This window comes from Clostridium sp. CM037 (assembly GCF_055081095.1).
Genome location: NZ_CM143650.1, coordinates 912,764 through 935,101, shown reverse-complemented (window position 1 = coordinate 935,101; position 22,338 = coordinate 912,764). Strand labels below are relative to the sequence as shown.

Annotated in this window: 3 protein-coding genes (1 of these 3 running past the window's edge); all 3 read right to left on the bottom strand. The window is 30.1% G+C overall.

The window, feature by feature from the left end; translation table 11 throughout:
* Tightly spaced (each overlapping or abutting the next), the 3 genes in view from ACWJKP_RS04465 to ACWJKP_RS04455 form a layout consistent with a single transcriptional unit that may run on beyond the window.
* Positions 1–6,398, bottom strand: partial view of an SDR family NAD(P)-dependent oxidoreductase gene (locus tag ACWJKP_RS04465; RefSeq protein WP_462961429.1) — the 5' portion only. 2,839 nt of this gene lie to the left of the window's left edge; only the first 6,398 of its 9,237 coding nucleotides appear in the window; the start codon lies at positions 6,396–6,398; the stop codon falls past the left edge of the window.
* Entirely contained in the window at positions 6,398–10,126 is a 3,729-nt protein-coding gene (locus ACWJKP_RS04460) for a beta-ketoacyl synthase N-terminal-like domain-containing protein (RefSeq protein WP_462961428.1), read from the bottom strand. Before ACWJKP_RS04460 ends, ACWJKP_RS04465 begins: the two co-directional genes overlap by 1 nt.
* A complete protein-coding gene (locus ACWJKP_RS04455; RefSeq protein ID WP_165412046.1) occupies positions 10,123–22,338 on the bottom strand; it encodes an SDR family NAD(P)-dependent oxidoreductase in 12,216 nt (4,071 codons plus the stop codon). Before ACWJKP_RS04455 ends, ACWJKP_RS04460 begins: the two co-directional genes overlap by 4 nt.

Genomic DNA, 22,338 nt, shown 5'->3' with positions numbered 1-22,338 from the left:
TTATCAGAACTTAGATTAAATAATTTAATTAATGGCTTAACGTAATTTTTCGCCATATATTCTGCCAAGCTTTCTATAGTTTGGTATTCAAATAATAGTGTTTTTGAAACCGCCCCTAAATCATCTTCAAATTTTCCATTGAAATATCCAATCATAACGGATTCTATACCATATTCTTCAAATATTTCAGCTTTATCAATCTCAGATTTATCTAATTTTAATAACTCACTAAATACTTCGATTAAATACTCTGTTGTTTTATCTAGTAAATCTAATTTATCAATATTACTAGTTTCTAACTCTACAACTAGTTCTTCTTCTAGCTCACTATTAAAATTTTCTAAAAATTTTCTTATTTTATTCTTTTTCCCATATCCGACTATCAATGGATTTATATCGTTTTTCAATAAAAATTCAAAAGCTTCTATTCCCTTTTCCTTAGGTAATTGTGTTAACCCAGTTTGATATTCTAATATTTGCTTTTGATCTTGTGACATATTCATACCATCTGATTCCCATAGTGGCCATGCAATAGATAGAGTCTTTCCTTTTCTTTCACCTGCAATAGCTAATTGTTCACGATACTTTGCAAAATAATTCATAAAGCTATTTGCGTAAGCGTAATCGGCTTGTCCTAAATTACCCGTTTCTCCTGTTATGGATGAGAATAGTACTATAAAGTCTAAGTTTTCATTCTTTGTCGCCTTATCTATATTTAATGTACTAATAACCTTAGAAGATATTATGTTGTCAAATTCCTCTTTACTTTTCTTTAAAATGAATGAGTCATTATTTACACCGGCACAATGAAATATTCCATCAATCCTTCCATAATGCTCTTTAACTTTTCTTATCAACTCCACAAAATCTTCTTCTTTAGATGCATCAGAAACAATATATTCCACATTTTCAGTATATTTTTTAATAGCTTCTATTTTTTCTTTATTTAAAGTAGATCTACCTGAAAGTATTAAATTTACATTATGTTTTTCAGCTAAATATTGTGCAAATATACTTCCTAAAGCACCAGTACCTCCTGTAATTATGTATACACCATTTTGTTTTATTTCTATATGATTAGTTAACTTATTACTCTCAACTTCAGTAATTCTCTTTACTAATCTTGTACCTCTTCTATATGAAATTTCTAACTCGTTATTATTGATAGAGAACTCTTTTCCCATAATAGCTACATACTTTTCTTTAGGTATAGTAGTATCTATAGCCACCGTCTTAAATTTATAATTTGGACTTTCTAACCTTAAGGTCTTTATGAATCCGCTAATTGCTGAATCTAGTACACTAATAGCATTGTGTTGTTCATTAAATATGTAAAGTAATTTAATGTCTTCCGAAACCTTAGCTTCCAAAAGCGTTTGTGTAAGATATAGAAGGGAATATATGCTTTCATTAATCTTTTCACTAATAGAAGATTTCATGTTATTTACTACATAAGCTATCTTATTTATATTCACGCTCTCTTCCATAAATAAGTTTATTAGTGCTTTATAGTGTTCCTTATTATTAAAGTTAATATGATAGCTATTTTCTCCATAACTGCCATATTTATCAGCGTTACTAACAAAGAAAGTTCTTGTATTCTCTATATCTTTATACATTTGAATATCTTCTTCATTATCTAAAAAAATAACCAGATCTCCATTTATTTTCTCTTTTATATCTTTAGAACTTTCAACCCATTTGGTTGTGTAATAAACCTTATCCGATTTATCTTCTTCTTCATTTATATCCTTAAAAGATATATTATTAATAGCTAATACTACTTCGTTATTATCTGCAATTATTCTTAAGGTATACTTCTCTGACTCAGAACCTTCTATATATAGGATAAATTGCTTTAATTCTTTATGTTTAAAGCTCATCTTTTCTATAGAACATGGAACATATATTTTTCCCTTTGCCTCCTTTTCTGCCGTAGCTATTAAAGTATTACATATTAAATTGAATACTTTAGAAGACAAGGAGTCATAGAATTTATCCCCTAAATCTATAAGCGCTATTACCTTCTCTTTATCTGTATATAGTTTACTTACATATTCATAAGAAGTATTAATTCCAAATAGAGATAAGTTTTTATATAAATTCTTAATTGCCTCATCATCTTTTATCACATCTTTTAAAACTTCTGTATCAGATTTAAAATCATCTATTAAGGAACTACTCTTAGTTATATTACATTGAAGTACAATATTATCTTCAGCTATCTTTAATTCACATAATGCATCATTGCCCTTTGGTATGATATTCACATTAATTTTAGAACTATTATCATGATTACTATATAAAGCTCCTGACCACAATATATTCTCTAATGAAATATCATTATTGTATCCGACTAGTTCTATCGCTTCTCTAGCAAACGCTAATACTCCAAAACTATTCATATATTCACTGCCATGAATTTTATAGGTATCATAATAACTACTTATATTTGAATATCTTGATGAAAACTTATACTCCTTAATATTTGATAAGTTAAACTCTACAAGACTATTTGACTTACTAATATTAGGATTTATATTATTTACTGATATTTCTTTTCTTTCTACTTCATTAACCCAGTGTCTATTTCTTTCAAATGGATATGTTGGTAGTGACACTTTCTTTAATTCATTTTCTTCATATAATTTGCTCCACTCTACTTCTAATCCTAATACCCAAAGTTGTGCTATTTTTTCTACATTTTGTCCTTTTACAAGTATGTCCAAAAAATCCGTGCCTTCTTTTCCACTATTTAAAATCTCAATATACTCTTTATTATTTTTAATATTTCCCCTTATGATCTTACTATTTGAAGTATTCCCCTCGGAAAATTCCTTTAACAGCTCTTTAATTTCTTTAACAGAACTAACTACTAAAGCTAACCTCTCTGCAAACGGCTCTCTACCTATTTGCAAAGTGTATGCAATATCATCTACTGAGATTTCAGCATCATCTATTGTATCAAAATAATCCTTCATATCCTCTACATAAACTTTTAATCTTTCTTCATTTCTAGCAGATAACACAACAATTCTACCGTTTTCTAATTCACCAGATGTCTTATCTTCTTTTTCACCTATATATTCTTCTAAGAGAATATGTGCATTTGCTCCACCTGCACCAAAAGAGCTGACTCCCGCTCTTCTTGGATAAACTTTTTCCTTATTTCCTTCCTTCAAAATTAACCTATCCCAATTACTTAAAGTTCTTTGAACATAAAATGGAGTAGTTTCAAAGTTTATATTGCTATTTAATTCATCAGAATGAATAGATGGAACAAGCTTTTTATATTTCATTTGCAAAATCACTTTTATAATTGCAGCTATTCCCGCAGCAGATTCACAATGTCCTATATTAGATTTTACTGAACCAATTGCACAAAATTGCTTATCATTTGTGTACTCTTTAAAGGCTTTTACAAGACCACTTATTTCTATTGGATCTCCTAATGAAGTACCAGTACCGTGAGCTTCTATATAATTAATGGTTCTAGGATTAATTCCTGATTCCTTTAATGTTTCATTTATAACAGCTCCTTGCATGGTTGGATTAGGTACTGTAAAACCAGTTGTTTTACCCCCATGGTTAATAGCAGTTCCTTTTATAACAGCATAAATATTATCTCCATCTTCAATAGCCTTATCTAAAGACTTTAAAAGTACTGCTCCAACACCTTCTCCTGGTACATATCCATCTCCACCTTCACCAAAGCTTCTGCAACGCCCATCACTGGCAGCAAATTTTTGTTGACTTAAGAAAATATACTTATGTGGATGGATGGAAACATTTACTCCTCCTGCTATTGCATAGTTACTTTCTCCTTTACGAATACTGTCACAAGCAAGATGAATTGATGTTAATGATGATGAACACATTGTATCTAGTGCTATACTCGGACCGTTTAAATTAAGATGATAGGATACTCTATTTGCAATTGAAGCGTATACTGATGATAATGCGATTTTCTTTCCATCTATCTCAGCATCAAGTAATTGATATTGCCCATACATTACTCCTGCAAATACCCCTACTTTTTTATTTTCCAATGAGTTTCTAGTATATCCTGCATCTTCTATAGTGTTATAAGCACATTCCAAAAACATTCTTTCTTGTGGATCCATAATTTCTGCTTCTCTCGGAGATATATTAAAGAACAACGCATCAAATTTATCTACATCGTCTACAAATCCACCCCACTTACAATACATTTTTCCTAACTCATTTTTGTCTGTAGTATAATATTCATCAACATTCCATCTACCCTTAGGAACCTCTGTTATACAATCTTGCGCTTCCTTTAAATTATTCCAAAACACTTGAAGATCTTTAGACATAGGGAACTTACCACTTACTCCTATTATAGCAATATCATCTTTGGTAATTTTTTTATTTTCTTTAGTTTTTCTGCCTTTATCAACAAAGTGCTTGCCCCACTTATCTGGAATCTCCCTTTCCTTATTAGCCTTTTTATTACTAAATGTATCTTCTACATTTACATTCTTTGACTTTTTCGAAGTTACCTCAAACAGGTTGGTAATCACATCCATGTGATTTTCAATGAAATACTCACTTAATTCTCTCAATGTTTGATATTCAAATAAAAGAGTTTTGGCAATCTCACCAAAGTTTACTTCCAACTCATCATTTATACTCATTGCCATAATTGAGTCGAATCCTATCTTTTCGAAAGAATCATCTAATCTTAAAGCATTTGGTGGTATCTTTGTAACTTTTATAAAAATGTCTTTCAAATATGCTTGTGTATTTTCTTTTAAAAAATCTATATCAATGTTGGACATATCTAATTTTTGCTCTATCTTATCTATTTTCTTATCCCCTTGATCTAAATTATTCATTAAATTAATCATATTCTTTATCTTGTCAGCTTCACCATAAAGCACTACAGAATTGCTTGAAATATTCCTTATAGAATATTTCAAAGCCTTCATTCCTACTTCTGTTGTCAATGTATCCATTCCAAAGTTCTTCTTTAGAACTGCTTGACTTACATCAGTAGCTCTCATTCCTCCATCTTTCCATAGTGGCCAGTTTATGGACAATACCTTAAACTTATTTTCTTTTCCTTTTCCTTTTTCATTAGCAAAATAATCCATATAACTATTGGCATAGGCATAATCACTTTGTCCTACATTTCCGAAAACAGCTGATATTGAAGAGAACAATACCATAAAATCTATGTCTTCATCTTTAAATACACTATATAAGTTATTAGTTCCTAATATCTTAGTATCTAGTATCTCTTTTACTTCTTCTTTTTCTTTGTTTATTATAAATGAGTCTTTCTTTGTTCCAGCACAATGAATTATTCCATTTACTTCATTAAAATGTTCTTTTATTTGATTCACTATATTTTTTGTTTCTGATAAGCTAGAAATATCTGCTTTAATATATATAATTTTATTGGTTGAAGATTTTAAAGAATTTATTTTTTCCTTAATATTTTCATTCAAACTAGATCTTCCACTTAGTATAAGACTTGCATTTAATTTATCAACTAAATACTTAGCAAGACTATATCCCAAAGCCCCTGTTCCACCAGTGATTAGAAATACACCATTAGGTCTTAGTAAACTATTTTCCTTTACATCATTTTCTATGGTGTGTTCTTTTAGTATTACTACAAATCGCTTGGATCCTTTGTAGTAAATCTCACTATTTTCACCTTTATCCATATAAAATTCCCGTAGCAATTGTTCTAAAATATTCTTATTAAAATCTTTTCTATCACAATCTATAGAGATAGTTTTGTATAATAGGTTAGGATTTTCAATAGTAGCACTCTTTGTAAATCCATCTATAGCGGAATTTATTTCACTGTTATTGCTTTCTCTGTATTGAAATATAATGTTAACCTTTGCTCCCTTTTTAGTAGACATTAATGCTTTAAATATAGAAAACATAGAAAATATACTACTTTCCATTTTCGTATTTATTGTTGCACTATCCATAGCCTCTTCGGATATTAGATGAAGTATGTTATCTGCAAACATTCCTTTTTCAACCAACTTTTCAAAAAGCATGAGATAGTCTTCAAGTCTATCTATTCTGATTTGGTACTGTGTATCTCCAACTACTTTAAATTCATCTCCAACAGTAACTATAGTAAGAGTATTTAAAAATGGTGCGAAATTTTCTTTGATCTTATTCTCAATGGCTTTATCCTTTGTAAAAACTAACAAATTGCCCAATTGTAATTTTTTTTTACTATCTACCTTATTCTCCATAAAATCCTTGGTGTAATACACAAGATTTCCTTCGTTGTTACTGGCTTCTCTAAGTTCTAATATTTTCTTTAATCCTTCCGCTTTAGAAAGTTGTCCATTAGCAACCATCTCAATAATTGCTCTTTTATTTTTGGTAACATCTTTATTCATTATATTTCCTCCAAAAGTTTTTCAACTTCATCAATTTCAACTTCTCCTGTTAAAAGCTTTGTTAGCATATCCTCTATTGAGTCTTTGTACTCATTAACAGTAAGTTGAATTTCTTTTTTTATTATATTAGTGTTAAAATCTTTTCCTGAAAGACATTTAAATTTTATAGCTACATTTCCTAATTCATCTAGAAGAAACAGATCAAGTTTCAGACTATCATCATCTGATTCTATATCATCTGAAGTTGTTACAAAACAATAACATATAGATGTTATTGGTCTACAAACTTCTACTTTTTTTAATGCAAATGGTACATATGTCCCACCTTGTTTATTATCAAGAATTATTGAACATAAAGCTGTCTGCATTGCTCCATCAGCAAAACTCGGATGAATAATAAAATCCTTTAGTTGCATTTTACTATTATTAGGTAAAACTAATTTTGATAATGTTTCATTCTCACCTTTATATAAACTTTCTATAACCCTAAAATTTTCACCATACTCTATTTCTACATCTGAAAAGCTACCATAACAAATACTCTTATCTATTTGCTCTTTACTTCTGTTTATTATTTGTTGAATGTCTATCTTCTCATCATATATATCCTCATCAACTGTATCCTCATAATCTAAAACACAAGTAAAGTGTATTATTTTATTACCATCTTCATTAATAGAATATATATTAACCTTAACATCCTCTTCTTCTGGATATAATCCAATATAAATTTCTTTTTTATCATTTTCTGATTTAAACTCTATAGGTCTTCTCCAATTTACATCTCTTATAGCCCGTACTCTACCCTCTCTTGTAGATAAGGTTCCTGCTTTCCATACCATCTCAAGATATACCACTCCTGGTAATACCATATTTCCTTTAACAACATGATCTCTTAGATATAAGTCATCTTTAGTTAAAATTTTCTTATAGCACTGCTCTTCAAATACTGATTCATTAAAATCTATAACCGCAGCTAAGGGTTTAACCTTATTGTTTTCTATTCTCTCTGTTACATCAGTACTTTTATTATACCAATATGCCTTTCTTTCAAAAGGATATGTTGGCAATGAAATTTTGTTAGGTTTATTATTTGTATAAAGTAAATCCCAATTGTAATTTACTCCTGAAGTCCATAACTTACACAGGTGATCCAATTTCCCAGAATGAACAAGAGAATTCAAAAATTCATTTCCCTCTTCACTATCTAAAAATAAATCATAAATATCACTACTATTATTTATATTTCCTAAATATAAATCAGAAATGTTTTTCTTACCTTCTATAAAGTTACTTAGTTTTTCCTTGAGGTCACTAATACTAGATACTATAATGGCAAGTCTCTCGTCCATAGATTGTCTTCCTATTTGTAATGTGTATATCATATCTTTTAAATTAAAATTGTATTTTTGAACTTTATCTTCTATACACTTAACATCCTCAGTATATCTTTCTAAGATGCTACTCTCGTACCTACTAAATATATGGTCTGATATTGATTCGATAGTGCTATTAACTGAAACCATTCCCATATGAATATTGATGCTATAATATTCATTTATTGTCTCAGTTATAGATATCATTTCTTCCTTTGATACACCATACTCTTCTATACTATCATTTACATTTATATCCGATGGTAATGCTTTAGTTATAGCTATGATAATTTTTGTTATGTCTTCTTTTAAACTTTCTTTTACCCCATATAACTTTATCTTTTGTGTTGTTCTTACACATGTAGTATTATCTTCTATAAACGCTAAAATATTATTCACATACTCTCTTAATCTTTCTTTATTTTTAGCTGATAATGTGAATATTAATTGTTTATCTTTAACTTCTTCTGAAATAATTATATCTTTTTTATACTCTTCCAATATTATATGAACATTAGTACCACCTGCTCCAAATGAGCTTATTGCTGCACATCTTGGGACTTCTTTAACAATGCCGTTTTCTTCAATCTTCGGTACCTTCCACTCATCTAAACTACGTTGAACATAAAATGGTGTGGTTTCAAAATCTATATTACTGTTTAACACTTCTGAATGTATTGATGGTACTAATTGCTTATATTTCATTTGAAGTAAAACCTTAATTATGGATACTACTCCTGCTGCTGATTCTAAATGTCCTACATTAGTCTTTACAGAACCAATTGCACAATATTGATTGTTTGGTTTATATTGTCTAAAAGCCTTAGTTAATCCTGTAACCTCAATAGGATCTCCTAAAGAGGTCCCTGTTCCATGGGCTTCTATATAGCTTATCGCCCTAGGATTTACCTTAGATTTCTTTAATGCATCTAAAATAACTGCAGCTTGTGCATTAGGATTTGGTACTGTATATCCATTGGTCTTACCACCATGATTTATAGAGGTACTTTTTATAACGCCATATATATTATCATTATCTTTTTTTGCTTTACTTATTGATTTCAATAATAATGCTCCTACGCCTTCACCAGGTACATACCCATCTCCACCATTTCCAAATGCTCTACACTTGCCTTCACTAGAAGCAAATCTTTGATTACATAAAAATAAATATTTATCTGGATGAATAGTTAAATTAACTCCACCAGCTATAGCAATTTCACTATCTCCTCTATGGATACTTTCACATGCAAGGTGTAAAGCTGTTAATGAAGAAGAGCACATAGTATCCATCGCTATACTTGGACCATTAAAATTAAAATAGTATGAAACTCGATTTGCTATTGATGCATAAGAGGAACTTAAGGTCGTCACATTTCCTTTAACAGATTCTTCTGCTCCATATAATTGATAATGACCATACATTATTCCTACAAATACTCCTGTTTTAGTATTCCATAGAGAATTTCTTGTATATCCCCCATCTTCAATGGCACCGTGAACACATTCTAAAAATATTCTTTCTTGTGGATCAATTAATTCCGCATCTTTAGGTGTCATTTGGAAAAACAATGGATCAAAGCAATTATAATAATCTATAAAGCCTCCCCATTTGCTATAGGCCTTCCCTTTTTTCCCTTTTTCAGGATCATAGTATTTACTATGATCCCATCTTTCAAACGGTATTTCTGTTATACAATCTACTCCATTTTTTAAATTACTCCAAAACTCATTTAAGTTATTAGACTTTGGAAACATTCCACTTATTCCGACTATAGCTATATCCTCATCTTCTTGGACTTCCTTTACCATATCATTCTTTGTGTACTTACTGGTATCAGTAAATTTTCTATAGCCCCTCAGTTCCTCAAACCTATTCTCATTGACTTTATCTACCTCACCAGAATCCTTTATATACTCTCGGTTTTGAGGATTATTTACCCCTACCATTTTTTCCAATATACCTTTATGATTATCAACAAAGTAATAAGCAAGCTCATATAAATTTGTATATTCAAACAATAAGGTTTTAGGAATTGTTTCAAAATCATTATCTAATAGAGTATTGATTTCCATTATTGCAACTGAATCTACTCCATATTCTTCAAGACTTTGTTTTGCATTTATCTTATTCACAGATAAACCTATGACTTGTGAAAGCAAATTTTTCAAATAATTAACTACATAATCATGTAATTCATTATCCTTTTGAGGGTTTTTATTAATCTTATCTTCAACCTTTATATGCTTATTTTTAATTTCACTAATAAGTTCATATCCTTGTTCTGGATCGATTTCTTCACCTTTAATCATATTTAATATCTTATTAAGTTCAGTTATTCTTTCACTCATAGTATTCCCCCCATAAACTGTTCCACGTCAGTTCCGCTTATATCTCCGTTTTGAAGTTTCGTAAGTAAATCAATTATCATGTCTTTTTTATCCATTTCCAGAGCGTTGTCCACATTATTTTTATCTACTTTTAGTGCCTTGTCTATCTTATCCTTATCTCCGCTAGCTACAATTACGCCTGATAAATCCATACTACAAATTTCTTCTAATGCTCTTATCCCTAGTGTTTCATTCATAGCTTTCATTCCTAAGTAGTCAAAATAAAATTCAGCTTCACTTTCGGGTATATCAAATCCTCCATCACTCCATAATGACCAATCTATGGATATAGTTGCCCCTCTCCTGTGACCTTTTTCAACCATTTCATTCCTCATCTTAGAAAATCTATCCATAAAGCTATTAGCTATAGAATAGCTACCAACACCTAAATCACCTATCTCTACAGAAATCGAAGAAAATAAAATCATGAAATCCAAATTGAAATCTTCGCTTAGATAATCTAAATTTATCACTCCTCGTACCTTAGCTTCTAATATATTTTCAACTCTTTCTTTATTAGATTCTGTAATTGGCACTGTATCCCCTTGCCCTGCACAATGAAATATTCCATCTAGATTACCAAAGTTATGCTTTATATAATTCATTATGTATCTTACTTCATCTGTATTTGAAACATCGCCTTGAAGATAAATACCCTCTCCACCTAAAGAATTAAGTTTTTCTATGGCTTCAACAATATGTTCATTAATAGCTTTTCTTCCAGTAAGAATTACTTTAGCCTTATATTTTTTAGCTATATGTTGTGCAAAAATCATTCCTAATGCCCCTGTACCCCCGGAAATAAAATACACACCATTCTCTTTAAACTTAATGGGATTAACTTTAGCTTTTACTTCATCCTTATTTAAATATTTTATTTTTCTTGCATAACGTTGATTGTCTACATATCTTACTTCTGTCTCATTTGTATTTCCTTTAGATAATAATTCACTTATAACTACTTTATTAAAGGTATTCGCGTTTAAAGTAGCTCTATCAAACGCTGCAACAACCACTTCAAATCTATGATTTAGTGTTATTATTGATTTTGCAAAGCTTGTAACTACCTCATTCGGAGCTGTAAAATATCCATCCTCTCTTTTAAAAGCAAATAATAATTTAACTGTTTTTAATCCATTTACCTTAGAATATTCTTTAAAGATATTTACCACAGAATATATACCACTATCCATAGTCTTTTCCATATAGTCTTTTATGTTATCTTCATTATAATCATTGAAATATACTAATTCACTTAAGGTACTCCACATATGTAGAATATGAGTAACCTCAAATCCAATTAGTCTTAATTCATTAATTAACTTTATATAACCCTCTTCCTCTGATGGATTTATTACTATCTTGCTTCCCTTTAATGATTTGTACTCTGTTCCTTTTTTTACTACTATATAGTTGTCATATTTATCTGAATGGTTTTCCAAGTAATTCGTTAACTCAATAGTTCTTGTCCCTTCATCTCCGAAAATTAAAATATTCTTTTCTCCGTTTACTTCATTTAGATTTGCTTCTCTTCTTTCTAATTCTGGGGAGTAGTAAAATATTTCTTGTTCTTTGTTTTCTGAAGGCTTTTTAGTAAAAGGTCTTACAACAAAATCCTCAATTCTAACAACTTCTTTTCCTTTAAGATCCATAATAGATATATCAAATATATTTAATCCATGATTATTTTCATTCGGCTGTTCTTTTACTTTTGTGTATACATAACAATCTGCTGGAATAACATCATATATTTCCATGTATCCAAGAGAAAATGGTATGTATGTTACGTTATCACTTTCATCGTAATTACCAACTGCAACAGATCTTATTGCTCCATCAAACAATGATGGATGTAGTACAAAACCTTTTAATGTATATCTATACGCTTGTGTCAATGATAACATCGCTAAGGTTTCTTTTTCTCCACTTAACACTTCTCTTGTTACTTGGAAGGATGGCCCATAATCAAACCCAATATTTTTAAATACATGATCATAGCAATAATCCTTATTTTTTCTATCTGTACATCTACTTTTTATAGTATCTACGTCAAAATGTCTATTCTTAAATGTAGAAATATCCTCATTTGAGTATTGTATCTTACCTTTAGAGTGAATAACCTTCTTATCATTTTCACTACTAAAAATTTCATATTCCACAGCATCTTCTACGGGTTTAACTATGATATCTAAATCCTTAGTATCTTCAGTCATTATAACTGGCTTTAACCATGTTACATCCTTTATCACTCTAACAGTAGCTTCTCCTGCAATTTCTCCAGCAGCTCTAGCCATTTCAATATAAGCTACTCCTGGTAATAATATTTGTTTTGATACAATATGATCTCTTAAGAAAAATTCTTCTACTGACAAATTCTTTCTATATCTTTGCTCTTTTAAAGTAGAAATATTTACATCTATTAAAGGGTGTATAACTTTTTTGTTACTATTTCCAGTACTCAGATTAAAGCTACCCGCCTCTTCTGTTTCCATATTCTCAAGCCAATATCTTTCCCTTGCAAATGGATATAATGGTAGAGATACTCTATTAGGTTTAATGTTCGTGTAAATTTTATTCCAGTCAATTTTATTACCTAATATCCAAAGCTTTGCTACTCTATTCATACTATTTTTTCTTATTAACGCAACTATAAATTCTATATCTTCTCTTTCTTCTCCGAATAGTTTGCCTCCATTTTCTAAGGCCACCGCAGTATTTCCACTAAATACATTTTCAATAAGTCTTTCTTTATTTATTATAGAATCCAATGTTTCTAACAACTCGTCTATAGTAGATGCCACTATAGCTATTCTTTCTTCCATCTCTTCTCTACCTAATTGAAGTGTATATGATATATTAGTTAAGTTATACTCCTCTGATAAAGATCTCTTAAGGAAGTCATTAAGGTCAACTACCTTTTCCATTAAGCGTTCTTTGTTCTTAGCTGATATTACTATTAACTTTTTGCCGTCCATTTCTCTAATAACATCCTTCGGAGTGAACTCTTCAATTATTACATGTGCATTAGCTCCACCTGCACCGAAAGAGCTTACACCTGATATTCTTAGGCTACTATCAAAATCACCTATATTATTTTCCCATTTTTCCAGTGTACGTTGTACGTGAAATGGAGTATCTTTGAAATTAATATTAGGATTTAAATTATCTGAATGTATAGATGGTACTAACATTTTATTCTTAATTTGTAGCAATACCTTTGCTACAGAAGCTATACCAGCTGCTGACTCAAGATGGCCTATATTGGATTTAACTGAGCCTATTGAACAAAATTGCTTATCCTTTGTATACTTACCAAAGGCCTTTGAAAGTCCTGTTATTTCTATAGGATCTCCTAAAGATGTACCAGTTCCATGTGCTTCGATGTAAGTAATGCTTCTAGGATCTATATTTGATTTTTGTATAGCCTCATCTATAACAGATGTCTGAGCGTTTGGGTTTGGAACAGTATATCCACTGGTTTTCCCTCCGGAGTTTATAGTAGTTCCCTTAATTACTCCATATATATGATCTCCATCTTCAATTGCTTTGTTTAATGACTTTAATAGTACCGCTCCTACTCCTTCACTGGCTACATATCCATCTCCACCCTCACCAAAGGCTCTACATTTTCCTTCACTTGATGCAAATCTTTGACTACATAAAAATATATATTTGTTACGGTGTATAGTAACATTAACTCCACCAGCTAAAGCAGCATCACTTTCTCCATTACGTATGCTTTCACAAGCAAGGTGAATAGCTGTTAAAGATGATGAACACATCGTATCAAGAGCAATACTTGGACCTTGAAAATTAAATAAATAAGATACCCTATTTGCTATAGATGCAAAAGAAGAGTTAGGTGCTACTAAGTTACCTTTTGCATATCCTTCAGTACCAATCAATTGATAATGACCATACATAACCCCTACATAAACGCCCACTTTATTTTTAGACATTTCTTCCGATGTATAACCAGCATCTTCTAAAGTATGATATGCACACTCTAAGAATAATCTTTCTTGTGGGTCTGTAAGTTGAGCATCTCTCGGTGTCATTTGGAAAAATAATGGGTCAAACTTATCAACGTCATCTATAAATCCACCATATTTCGTATATATCTTTCCTTTTTTACCTTTCTCATCATCATAGTCTTTAGTATAATCCCATCTATCTTTAGGTATTTCAGTTATACAGTCTTTTCCACTCTTAAGATTCTCCCATAACTCTGATATGTTTTTAGACATAGGAAACCTTCCGTCAAGACCTATAACTGCTATATCCATATTCTTTCTATCTACATATCTTTCCTTTATATAAACTGAATTATCTTGCTTAGCCATAAATCTATTTTTAGCGAAGATATCCTCTGATCTCAACTGATTAAATTCAGTTTCTATATCATTGTTTTCTATGGCTATAACTTTATTTTCTTTGATTTCATCAATCTTTAATAATTCAATTAATCTTTCTCTATAATTCTCAATAAAATAATCAGCAAGGGAATCTATTGTATTAAATTCATAAAATAGGGTTTTAGATACTTCATTAAAATCCTTACTTAAAGAATCATTTAATTCCATTATCATAATAGAATCAATTCCAAACACATCAAATGGTACTGCATGCTCTATTTTGTCTTTAGAGATAGCCATAGTTTTTGCAAATAATTTAACTAAATACCCTATAGTTTTATCTAATAAAACTTTGTTATCCACATTACTATCTTTAGTTATATTACTTACCTGTGTTTCCACTTTAATTCCTAATGTTTTGTTGATTTTATCTTCGTTACCATATCCCACTAGAACTTGTCCTACATTTTCCTTCATTATAAAATTAAGAGCTTTTACTCCATTTTCACTTTCTAGTAGTGACATTCCATAATAATCATATAATATCTTTTGTTGTGCTTCTTCTACTTTGTATCTTCCATCTTTCCATAAAGGCCAGTTGATGGATACTGTCTTTCCATATCTCTTATTCTCTTTCCTTAATTTCTCCCTATAAGAAACATATCTGTCCATAAAGGTATTAGCTGATGCATAGCTACATACTCCTATATCCCCTATCTCTACAGACGTTGATGAGAATAATACTAATACATCTAGCTTCTCATCCTTACTTGCTATATCAAGATTTACGGTCCCTTGTACCTTAGATAACATTATCTTATTAAAGCTTTCTTTATTTCCATCAATTACTTTTGTCTCATCACCAATACCAGCACAATGAATTATTCCATTTATATTATTAAATCTATCTTTACCTTTTTGTATGATATTTATAACATCATTTTTAATAGATATATCGCCTTTTACATATATAGCTTCTGCACCTAAGTCTATTAATTTACCGATCTTACCCTTTATATCATCGCATGGCTCTGCTCTTCCTGTAATAACTAATTTTGTTTTATACTTTTGGGCTAAAAAGGTAGCAACAGTCATGCCTAAAGCACCATTCCCGCCAGTTATTAAATATACTCCACCAGTTATAAATTTATCTTCGCCATCTTTGTTAACGATATTATGAGAAATTAACTTTCTTCTTAATCTCTTTTCTCCTTCATATGTTATCTCTGTTCCATTAGCTAAATTTTTATTTACAAGTTCATTTACTATACTTTCAGCTATTTTATCATAATTATCTTCATTAAATTTTATAGATGATAATTGAAATAGATGATTTTCTGATGCATGAGATTTAGAAAAACCAGCAATCATTTCATTTAAAGGAGTACTAATTCCTTCTTCTATTTTATATGCATATAAACATGTCACTTTAGAAGATATTTTTAATTTAGTAACACTCTTAAATAAATTTAATATTGAATACAATCCTTTATCTAGCTGTACATCAAAACTCTCTAAAACTTCACAGTTATCTCTTAAATCTATACTTTCATTTTCTAAATTCCATCCGTGAACTATATTTTCCACATCAATATTTTTATTTAATAATGTAGTAAATAGTTTGTTATAGTCATCTTCTCTATTAGGATTAATAACATATTTATATTGATCTATTTCTTGGTACCTTTCTCCAGTTAGAACTTGAATGATTTTATTTTCATTTATGTTCTTATTTCTTAAGATCGCTTTGATAGAAGCTGTAAGTTTATCTAAGCCAAATATTATTACGGCTTTAATATTAGTATTAGCAGTAATTACTCTCTCCTCAATCCATGCAGGCTTATAAAATACTAATTTAGCATTATCTTTTTTCACAATGTTACTTGATATGTATTGTTTTATCGAGAAGCCATATATTCTTACAACCTCATTACCCTCACAGTCTACAATTTGAATGTTATATTTCTTGGTTCCAGTACTATCAGTTCCTATAAAACCCTCACATGCTCTTGCATAAACTTCCGTAGGTACTTTCCCTAGAATTTCAATTCTATCCATAGCAACTGGTACTCTAAGGGTCAAATCTTCATCCGTACGTTTCCCAACCCAAGAAAGTGATCTAACTGCTCCATCTATAATCGATGGGTGTAATACATATTTATCATAGTCATCTAATAAATACTCTGGTAATACTAGTTTTGATAATCCCTCATTTTCAGAACAATAAGCTCTCTCTGTTACTCTAAAAGCTGGACCATAGTCAAACCCTACTTTTTTAAAGATTGTATTGTAGCATTTATCTTTATCTAACTCAGTTATACATCTAGCTTTAACTTCTTCAATATCAACTTTTCCACCAGCAGGTAAGATTTCTTGTAGAATTTTTCCTTTGCAATGTATTATATGTCTATCTTCATATAAGCTATAAACGCTATATCCAATCTCATTACCTACCATTTCGAATGAAATAAATATCTCTTTTTTGTCACTATCCATTTCAATGGATTTAATCCACCTAACATCCTTTATCCCTGTTACTGATTTTATACCTGCTAAAACTGCGGCTGCCCTAACCATTTCAAGATATGCTACTCCTGGAAGTAATACTTTTCCTCCAACTACATGATCCCTAAGGTACATTTCTTCTATTCTAAGTACCTTTTTAAACTTTTCTTCCTCCATTGTAGATTCATTACTATCAACCATTGGATGAAGAACAACCTTTTCTTTTGAAGCTGATAGCTTAGGTGCTATCTTTCTATTGTTCTTTCGAACCCAACATACTTCTTTTCTAAATGGATATGAAGGCAGTGGTATTTTTCTACCTTTTCTATTTGTATATAAAGTACTCCAAGAAACTTCTCCACCATTAATCCAATCCTTTAGGGTATTAGTTAATCCATCAAAGCTTATTTCTTCATCGCTATTATCTATGATATTTTTCTTTTTCCCAGTTTTTTTATATAATGTTACCCTACTAGTTAAAATACTTTCCTTTCCAGTTTGATTCTCTATATAGCTTTCTAGGTTATTAAGAATATCTTCTACATTTTTTACAACAAAGGCTATTCTTTCTTCCATTTCTTCTCTTCCATTTTGTAAGGTGTATGCAATATTATCTAAAGTCATCTCTTCTTTTTCAGAATTAGCCCTTATATAAGTACTTAACTCTTTTGCCTTCACTAACAATTGTTCTTTATTTTTAGCTGAGAGTACTACTACATTGCCTAGTTGTACCTCTTTATTATTCTTAAATTTATTATCATACTCTTCTAATACAACATGAGCGTTCACACCACCAAAACCAAAAGAACTCACCCCAGCTCTTCTTTTTTCACCTTTTATAGTCTCCCATTCTTTTGTCTTTTCTACAATATAAAATGGTGACTTATCAATTTCTATGTATGGATTAAGCTCTTTAAAATTAACCACTCCAGGTATACGCTTATGCTTCATGGATAAAACTACTTTTAACACACCAGCTATGCCAGCAGCTGCCTCTAAATGTCCTATGTTAGTTTTTACAGTACCTACTCCACAGTAATTATGTTGATCCATGTCAGTATTATCCTTGGTATACATTTCCTTAAATGCATTCTTTAGTGCATTTATTTCAACAGGATCTCCCAAATTAGTTCCTGTTCCATGTGCTTCTATGTATCCTATAGTATCTGCTTTAATTCCTGCTTTATTATAAGCTTCTACTAACACCTCTGCCTCAGCTTTAGGATTTGGAGCTGTTAAAGAACTTACTTTTCCACCATGGTTAATAGCTGTTCCTTTTATAACTGCATAGATGTAATCTCCGTCCGCTTCTGCTTTACTTAAAGGTTTAAGCATAATTGCTCCTGCTCCTTCGCCTCTAACATATCCATTAGCACTCTTATCAAAGGTTTTACATCTGCCATCTGGAGATAACATACCAGCTCTACTAAAGGATATATGCAATATAGGACTTACAATTACATTTACTCCTCCAACTATAGCTTGGTCACAATCACCATTTCTTATACTTTCTACCCCTCTATGAATAGCAACTAAAGAACTTGAACATGCTGTATCTATTGGCTCACTTGGACCATGGAAGTTAAACAAATATGAAATTCTATTAGCTAGTACACAATGTGATATTCCTGTTGATGAATAAGCTTCTATTTCAATATCATTATCTTGTAACAGGTTGCTATAATCATTTGTAGCTACCCCTACAAACAATCCAGTTTTTGATTCCGATAAATCTGATGTTTTATAACCAGCATCCTCTATAGTTGACCATACTGTTTGAAGAAATATCCTTTGTTGTGGATCCATTAAATCTGCTTCTCTTGGATTTATATTAAAGAAAACTCTATCAAACTTATCTACATCTTCAATAAATCCTCCCCACTTAGATATCAACTTATCTGAATTATTGCTTTTAAGTCTATTTAACTCATTAAAATCCCATCTATCTTCTGGCACTTCACTTATTAAATCCTTTTGCTCCTCTAAATTACTCCAAAACTCTTGTAAGTTCTTTGACTTTGGCATTACACCACTTATACCAACTATAGCTATAGGTTCATTACTGTCTTGTTTAATTTTCACATTACCCTTGAATTTCTTAGAATTTTCTCTATTTCTTCTTATCTTAAGTATTGCGGAATCCATAAAATCATAATCTATAACCATTTCTTTTTCTTTCACTTTACCTTGATTAAAGTAGTCCAAAAGTTTTTCTTTATATTCTTCTATAAGATATCCTGCGAAAGATCTTATAGTAGGGTACTCAAAAAATATAGCTGGTGTTACCCTAATACTATACTTCTCATTTATAACATTTGTAAAATCTGTAAATGTAATTGAATTGAACCCATATTCGCCCATATCTTCATCCATGTGTAAATCTTTTAAATCTATTTTCATAATACTACTTATAATATTTGATAAAGAATCTTGGACATTTTCTATTAAATTAACATTCTCATTTGATTTAGCACTTTTCTTATCACTACACTTATTATTTAATCCTAAAATATCAGTAATTTTTTTCCTATCGCCTTGTAATACTAGTAGCTGATCTATATTAGAGTTTACTATTGAATGAAAATACTCCAAACCATCTTTTGTTTCTAATGGCTTAAGTCCGATGGTATTCTTAAAGAACATCATTGTTTTATCATCAACTAACATTCCACCATCTTTCCATAATGTCCAATTTATTGATATAGATTTACCATATCGTTCTCCAGAGTTAACTAATTTATTTCTATATTTTACATAATAGTCCATAAATGCATTAGCAAAAGCATACTCACTTTGACCAAAATTTCCTATGATCGATGCTATAGATGAAAATGCAACTATGAAATCTAATTTTTCATTTTGTGTTGCTATGTCTAAATTTACCAATCCATTAGTCTTAGTATTAATTACATCGCCTATATGTTTTTCATTTTTATTTACTATATATGAATCATTAGTTACCCCTGCACAATGAATAATTCCATTTATATGTCCAAAGGTTTCCTTAGCTTTATTTATAGCCGCAACTACATCCTCTTCTTTACAAACATCCGCTATAACATAAATAACCTCTGCACCCAATTGTATTAATGAATCTATCTCCCGTTTTTTTTCATTGCTTAAAGGAGATCTGCCAAAAATAACTAGTTTAGCATTAAATCTTTCTGCTAAGTACCTTGCAGAAATTAAACCTAATTTTCCTAAGCCACCAGTGATACAATATACACCTTTAGCCTTAAGTACTTCATTATTTTTTTCATTGACTTCATTTTTAATCTCTTCTATAGAATTTACAAATCTTCTTCCTTCTGAGTATAAGACTTCATCATCAGTAGCTTCTATCTCAGTAGCTATTATATTATAAAAATATTTTGAGCTTCCATCATCTACAAATAGTGTAGTGAAATTCAATTTTGAATTTTCTAGTTTTACAGTTTTATTAAATCCTCTAATAGCACCAAATTCCGGCAAGATACTATTCTTATCTCCAGGACATACATTTATTACTCTGGCGTATTTATTATTAATACCTATAAGCGCTTGTGCTATGAATAAATTACAAGAGTAATTTTCTACATAATTAGGTTTAGCAGATTCACTCCTATAGTTATTACTGTATAATATTAAATCCAATGAATGCCCATTTCTTTTCAACTCATTAAACAATTTAAAATAATCTTCTTTATTAGTTAAATCAATTATATACTTATCTTCTTTAACTTTTCTAAAGCTATTACCACTTTCAACAATAAAAACATTGCCATCATATTGCTTTTTTATCTCGTTATACAAACTCATATTATCATTAAAAATAATAATATCACTTTTTACTTTGTTATAAGAATTTATATCTACTAAACTTTCTTTCCACTGATAAGTGAACCTCATATCCTCTATATTTTGCTTTCTGCCTTTATAGAATACTTTCAGTAAAAAATTAGTGAATTTCAATAATACGTTTCCTGCTTCATCCGCTAAGGTAACATTGAATAAATTATCATCTTTATTTCTATCGCTTAGCTCCACTTTTTTAACGTAAGAAATACAGTTCTCAGGTATAGCCCCGTAAATTTCCATATTATCAAAGGTAAAAGGTAGTGCCACTGACCCTTCTACATCTGAATTAGAGCTAACTAATCCTATTACCGCTTCTAAAACTCCATCTATAATTGTTGGATGTAAACTAAATTCTTTAAATTCCTTTTTAAGGTGTATAGGTAATTCTATAAATGCAACAGCTTCTTCTTTCCCAACAAAAATCTCTGTAATAGATTGAAAACTAGCACCTAAATTTAAATTATGACTCCTAAAATTATTATAAACTTCTCTGCCATTTATTCTGGTTTTTCCTTTGCATAAACTATCTATATCTAGTTTCTCTTGCTTCGTTTCTATTACTTTACGTGTACAGCTTATGGTTCCTTGACTATGTATAATAATACCTTCAAGTAAACCACTTGTTATCTCAAATTCAAACTCATTATCAATTTCACCAGTATATAATCTGACTTGAACAGTCTTACTATCTTCATTATTATCTAATTTAATAGTATTACCCCAAATAACATCCCTTATTTGCTTTACCTTCATACAAGTATTAGATAATTCTACTGCAGCTAATGCCATTTCAAGCTGAACTACCCCGGGAAGGATTTTATCATTAGATACTATATGGTCGTTTAAAAAAAACTCCTCTCCCTTAAGTTCCTTTTCAAAAATCTGCTCATTCATAGTTGAAATATTAGAGTCTAACACTTTACATAATTTATTTGCAACTACTTTAGTATCATTTTTTATATCAGCATCTAACTTTAGCCAATACTTGTCTTTCTTAAAAGGATATGTTGGCATAGGTATTTTATAATATAGTTGATCATTATATAATACACCCCACTCAAAATCATTTCCTTCTATATATAAATTGGCTACTTTTTTTAACGTTGTTTTATATTGAGAATTACTCAAATCACTTGACGCTAAACTATCAGCTAATTTAATAAAAACATTGTCTTTGCTTTCATTATGCTTTTTATTACTTTTATTTTTATCCTTATTTTTAAGGTCATTATATTTAATTTTTATTTCTAATTTTAACTCTTCTATATCACTAGCAACTATAGCAACTCTTTCACTAAAATGACTTCTACCTATGGTTAACGTATATGACATATTCCCCAAATTAGCTTCTTCTTCACTTATCCATTCTTCCATATCTAATAACTTTTGATATAGCCCCTCATTGGATTTAGCTGAAAAAAGAAATATATAATATGGGTGCTTTTTACTTTCTAAAGAATATTTATTTTTCATCAT

Coding starts and splice junctions, on each gene's coding strand:
- ACWJKP_RS04460 (WP_462961428.1), bottom strand. CDS start 10,126: ATGAGTGAAAGAATAACTGAACTTAATAAGATATTAAATATGATTAAA.
- ACWJKP_RS04455 (WP_165412046.1), bottom strand. CDS start 22,338: ATGATGAAAAATAAATATTCTTTAGAAAGTAAAAAGCACCCATATTAT.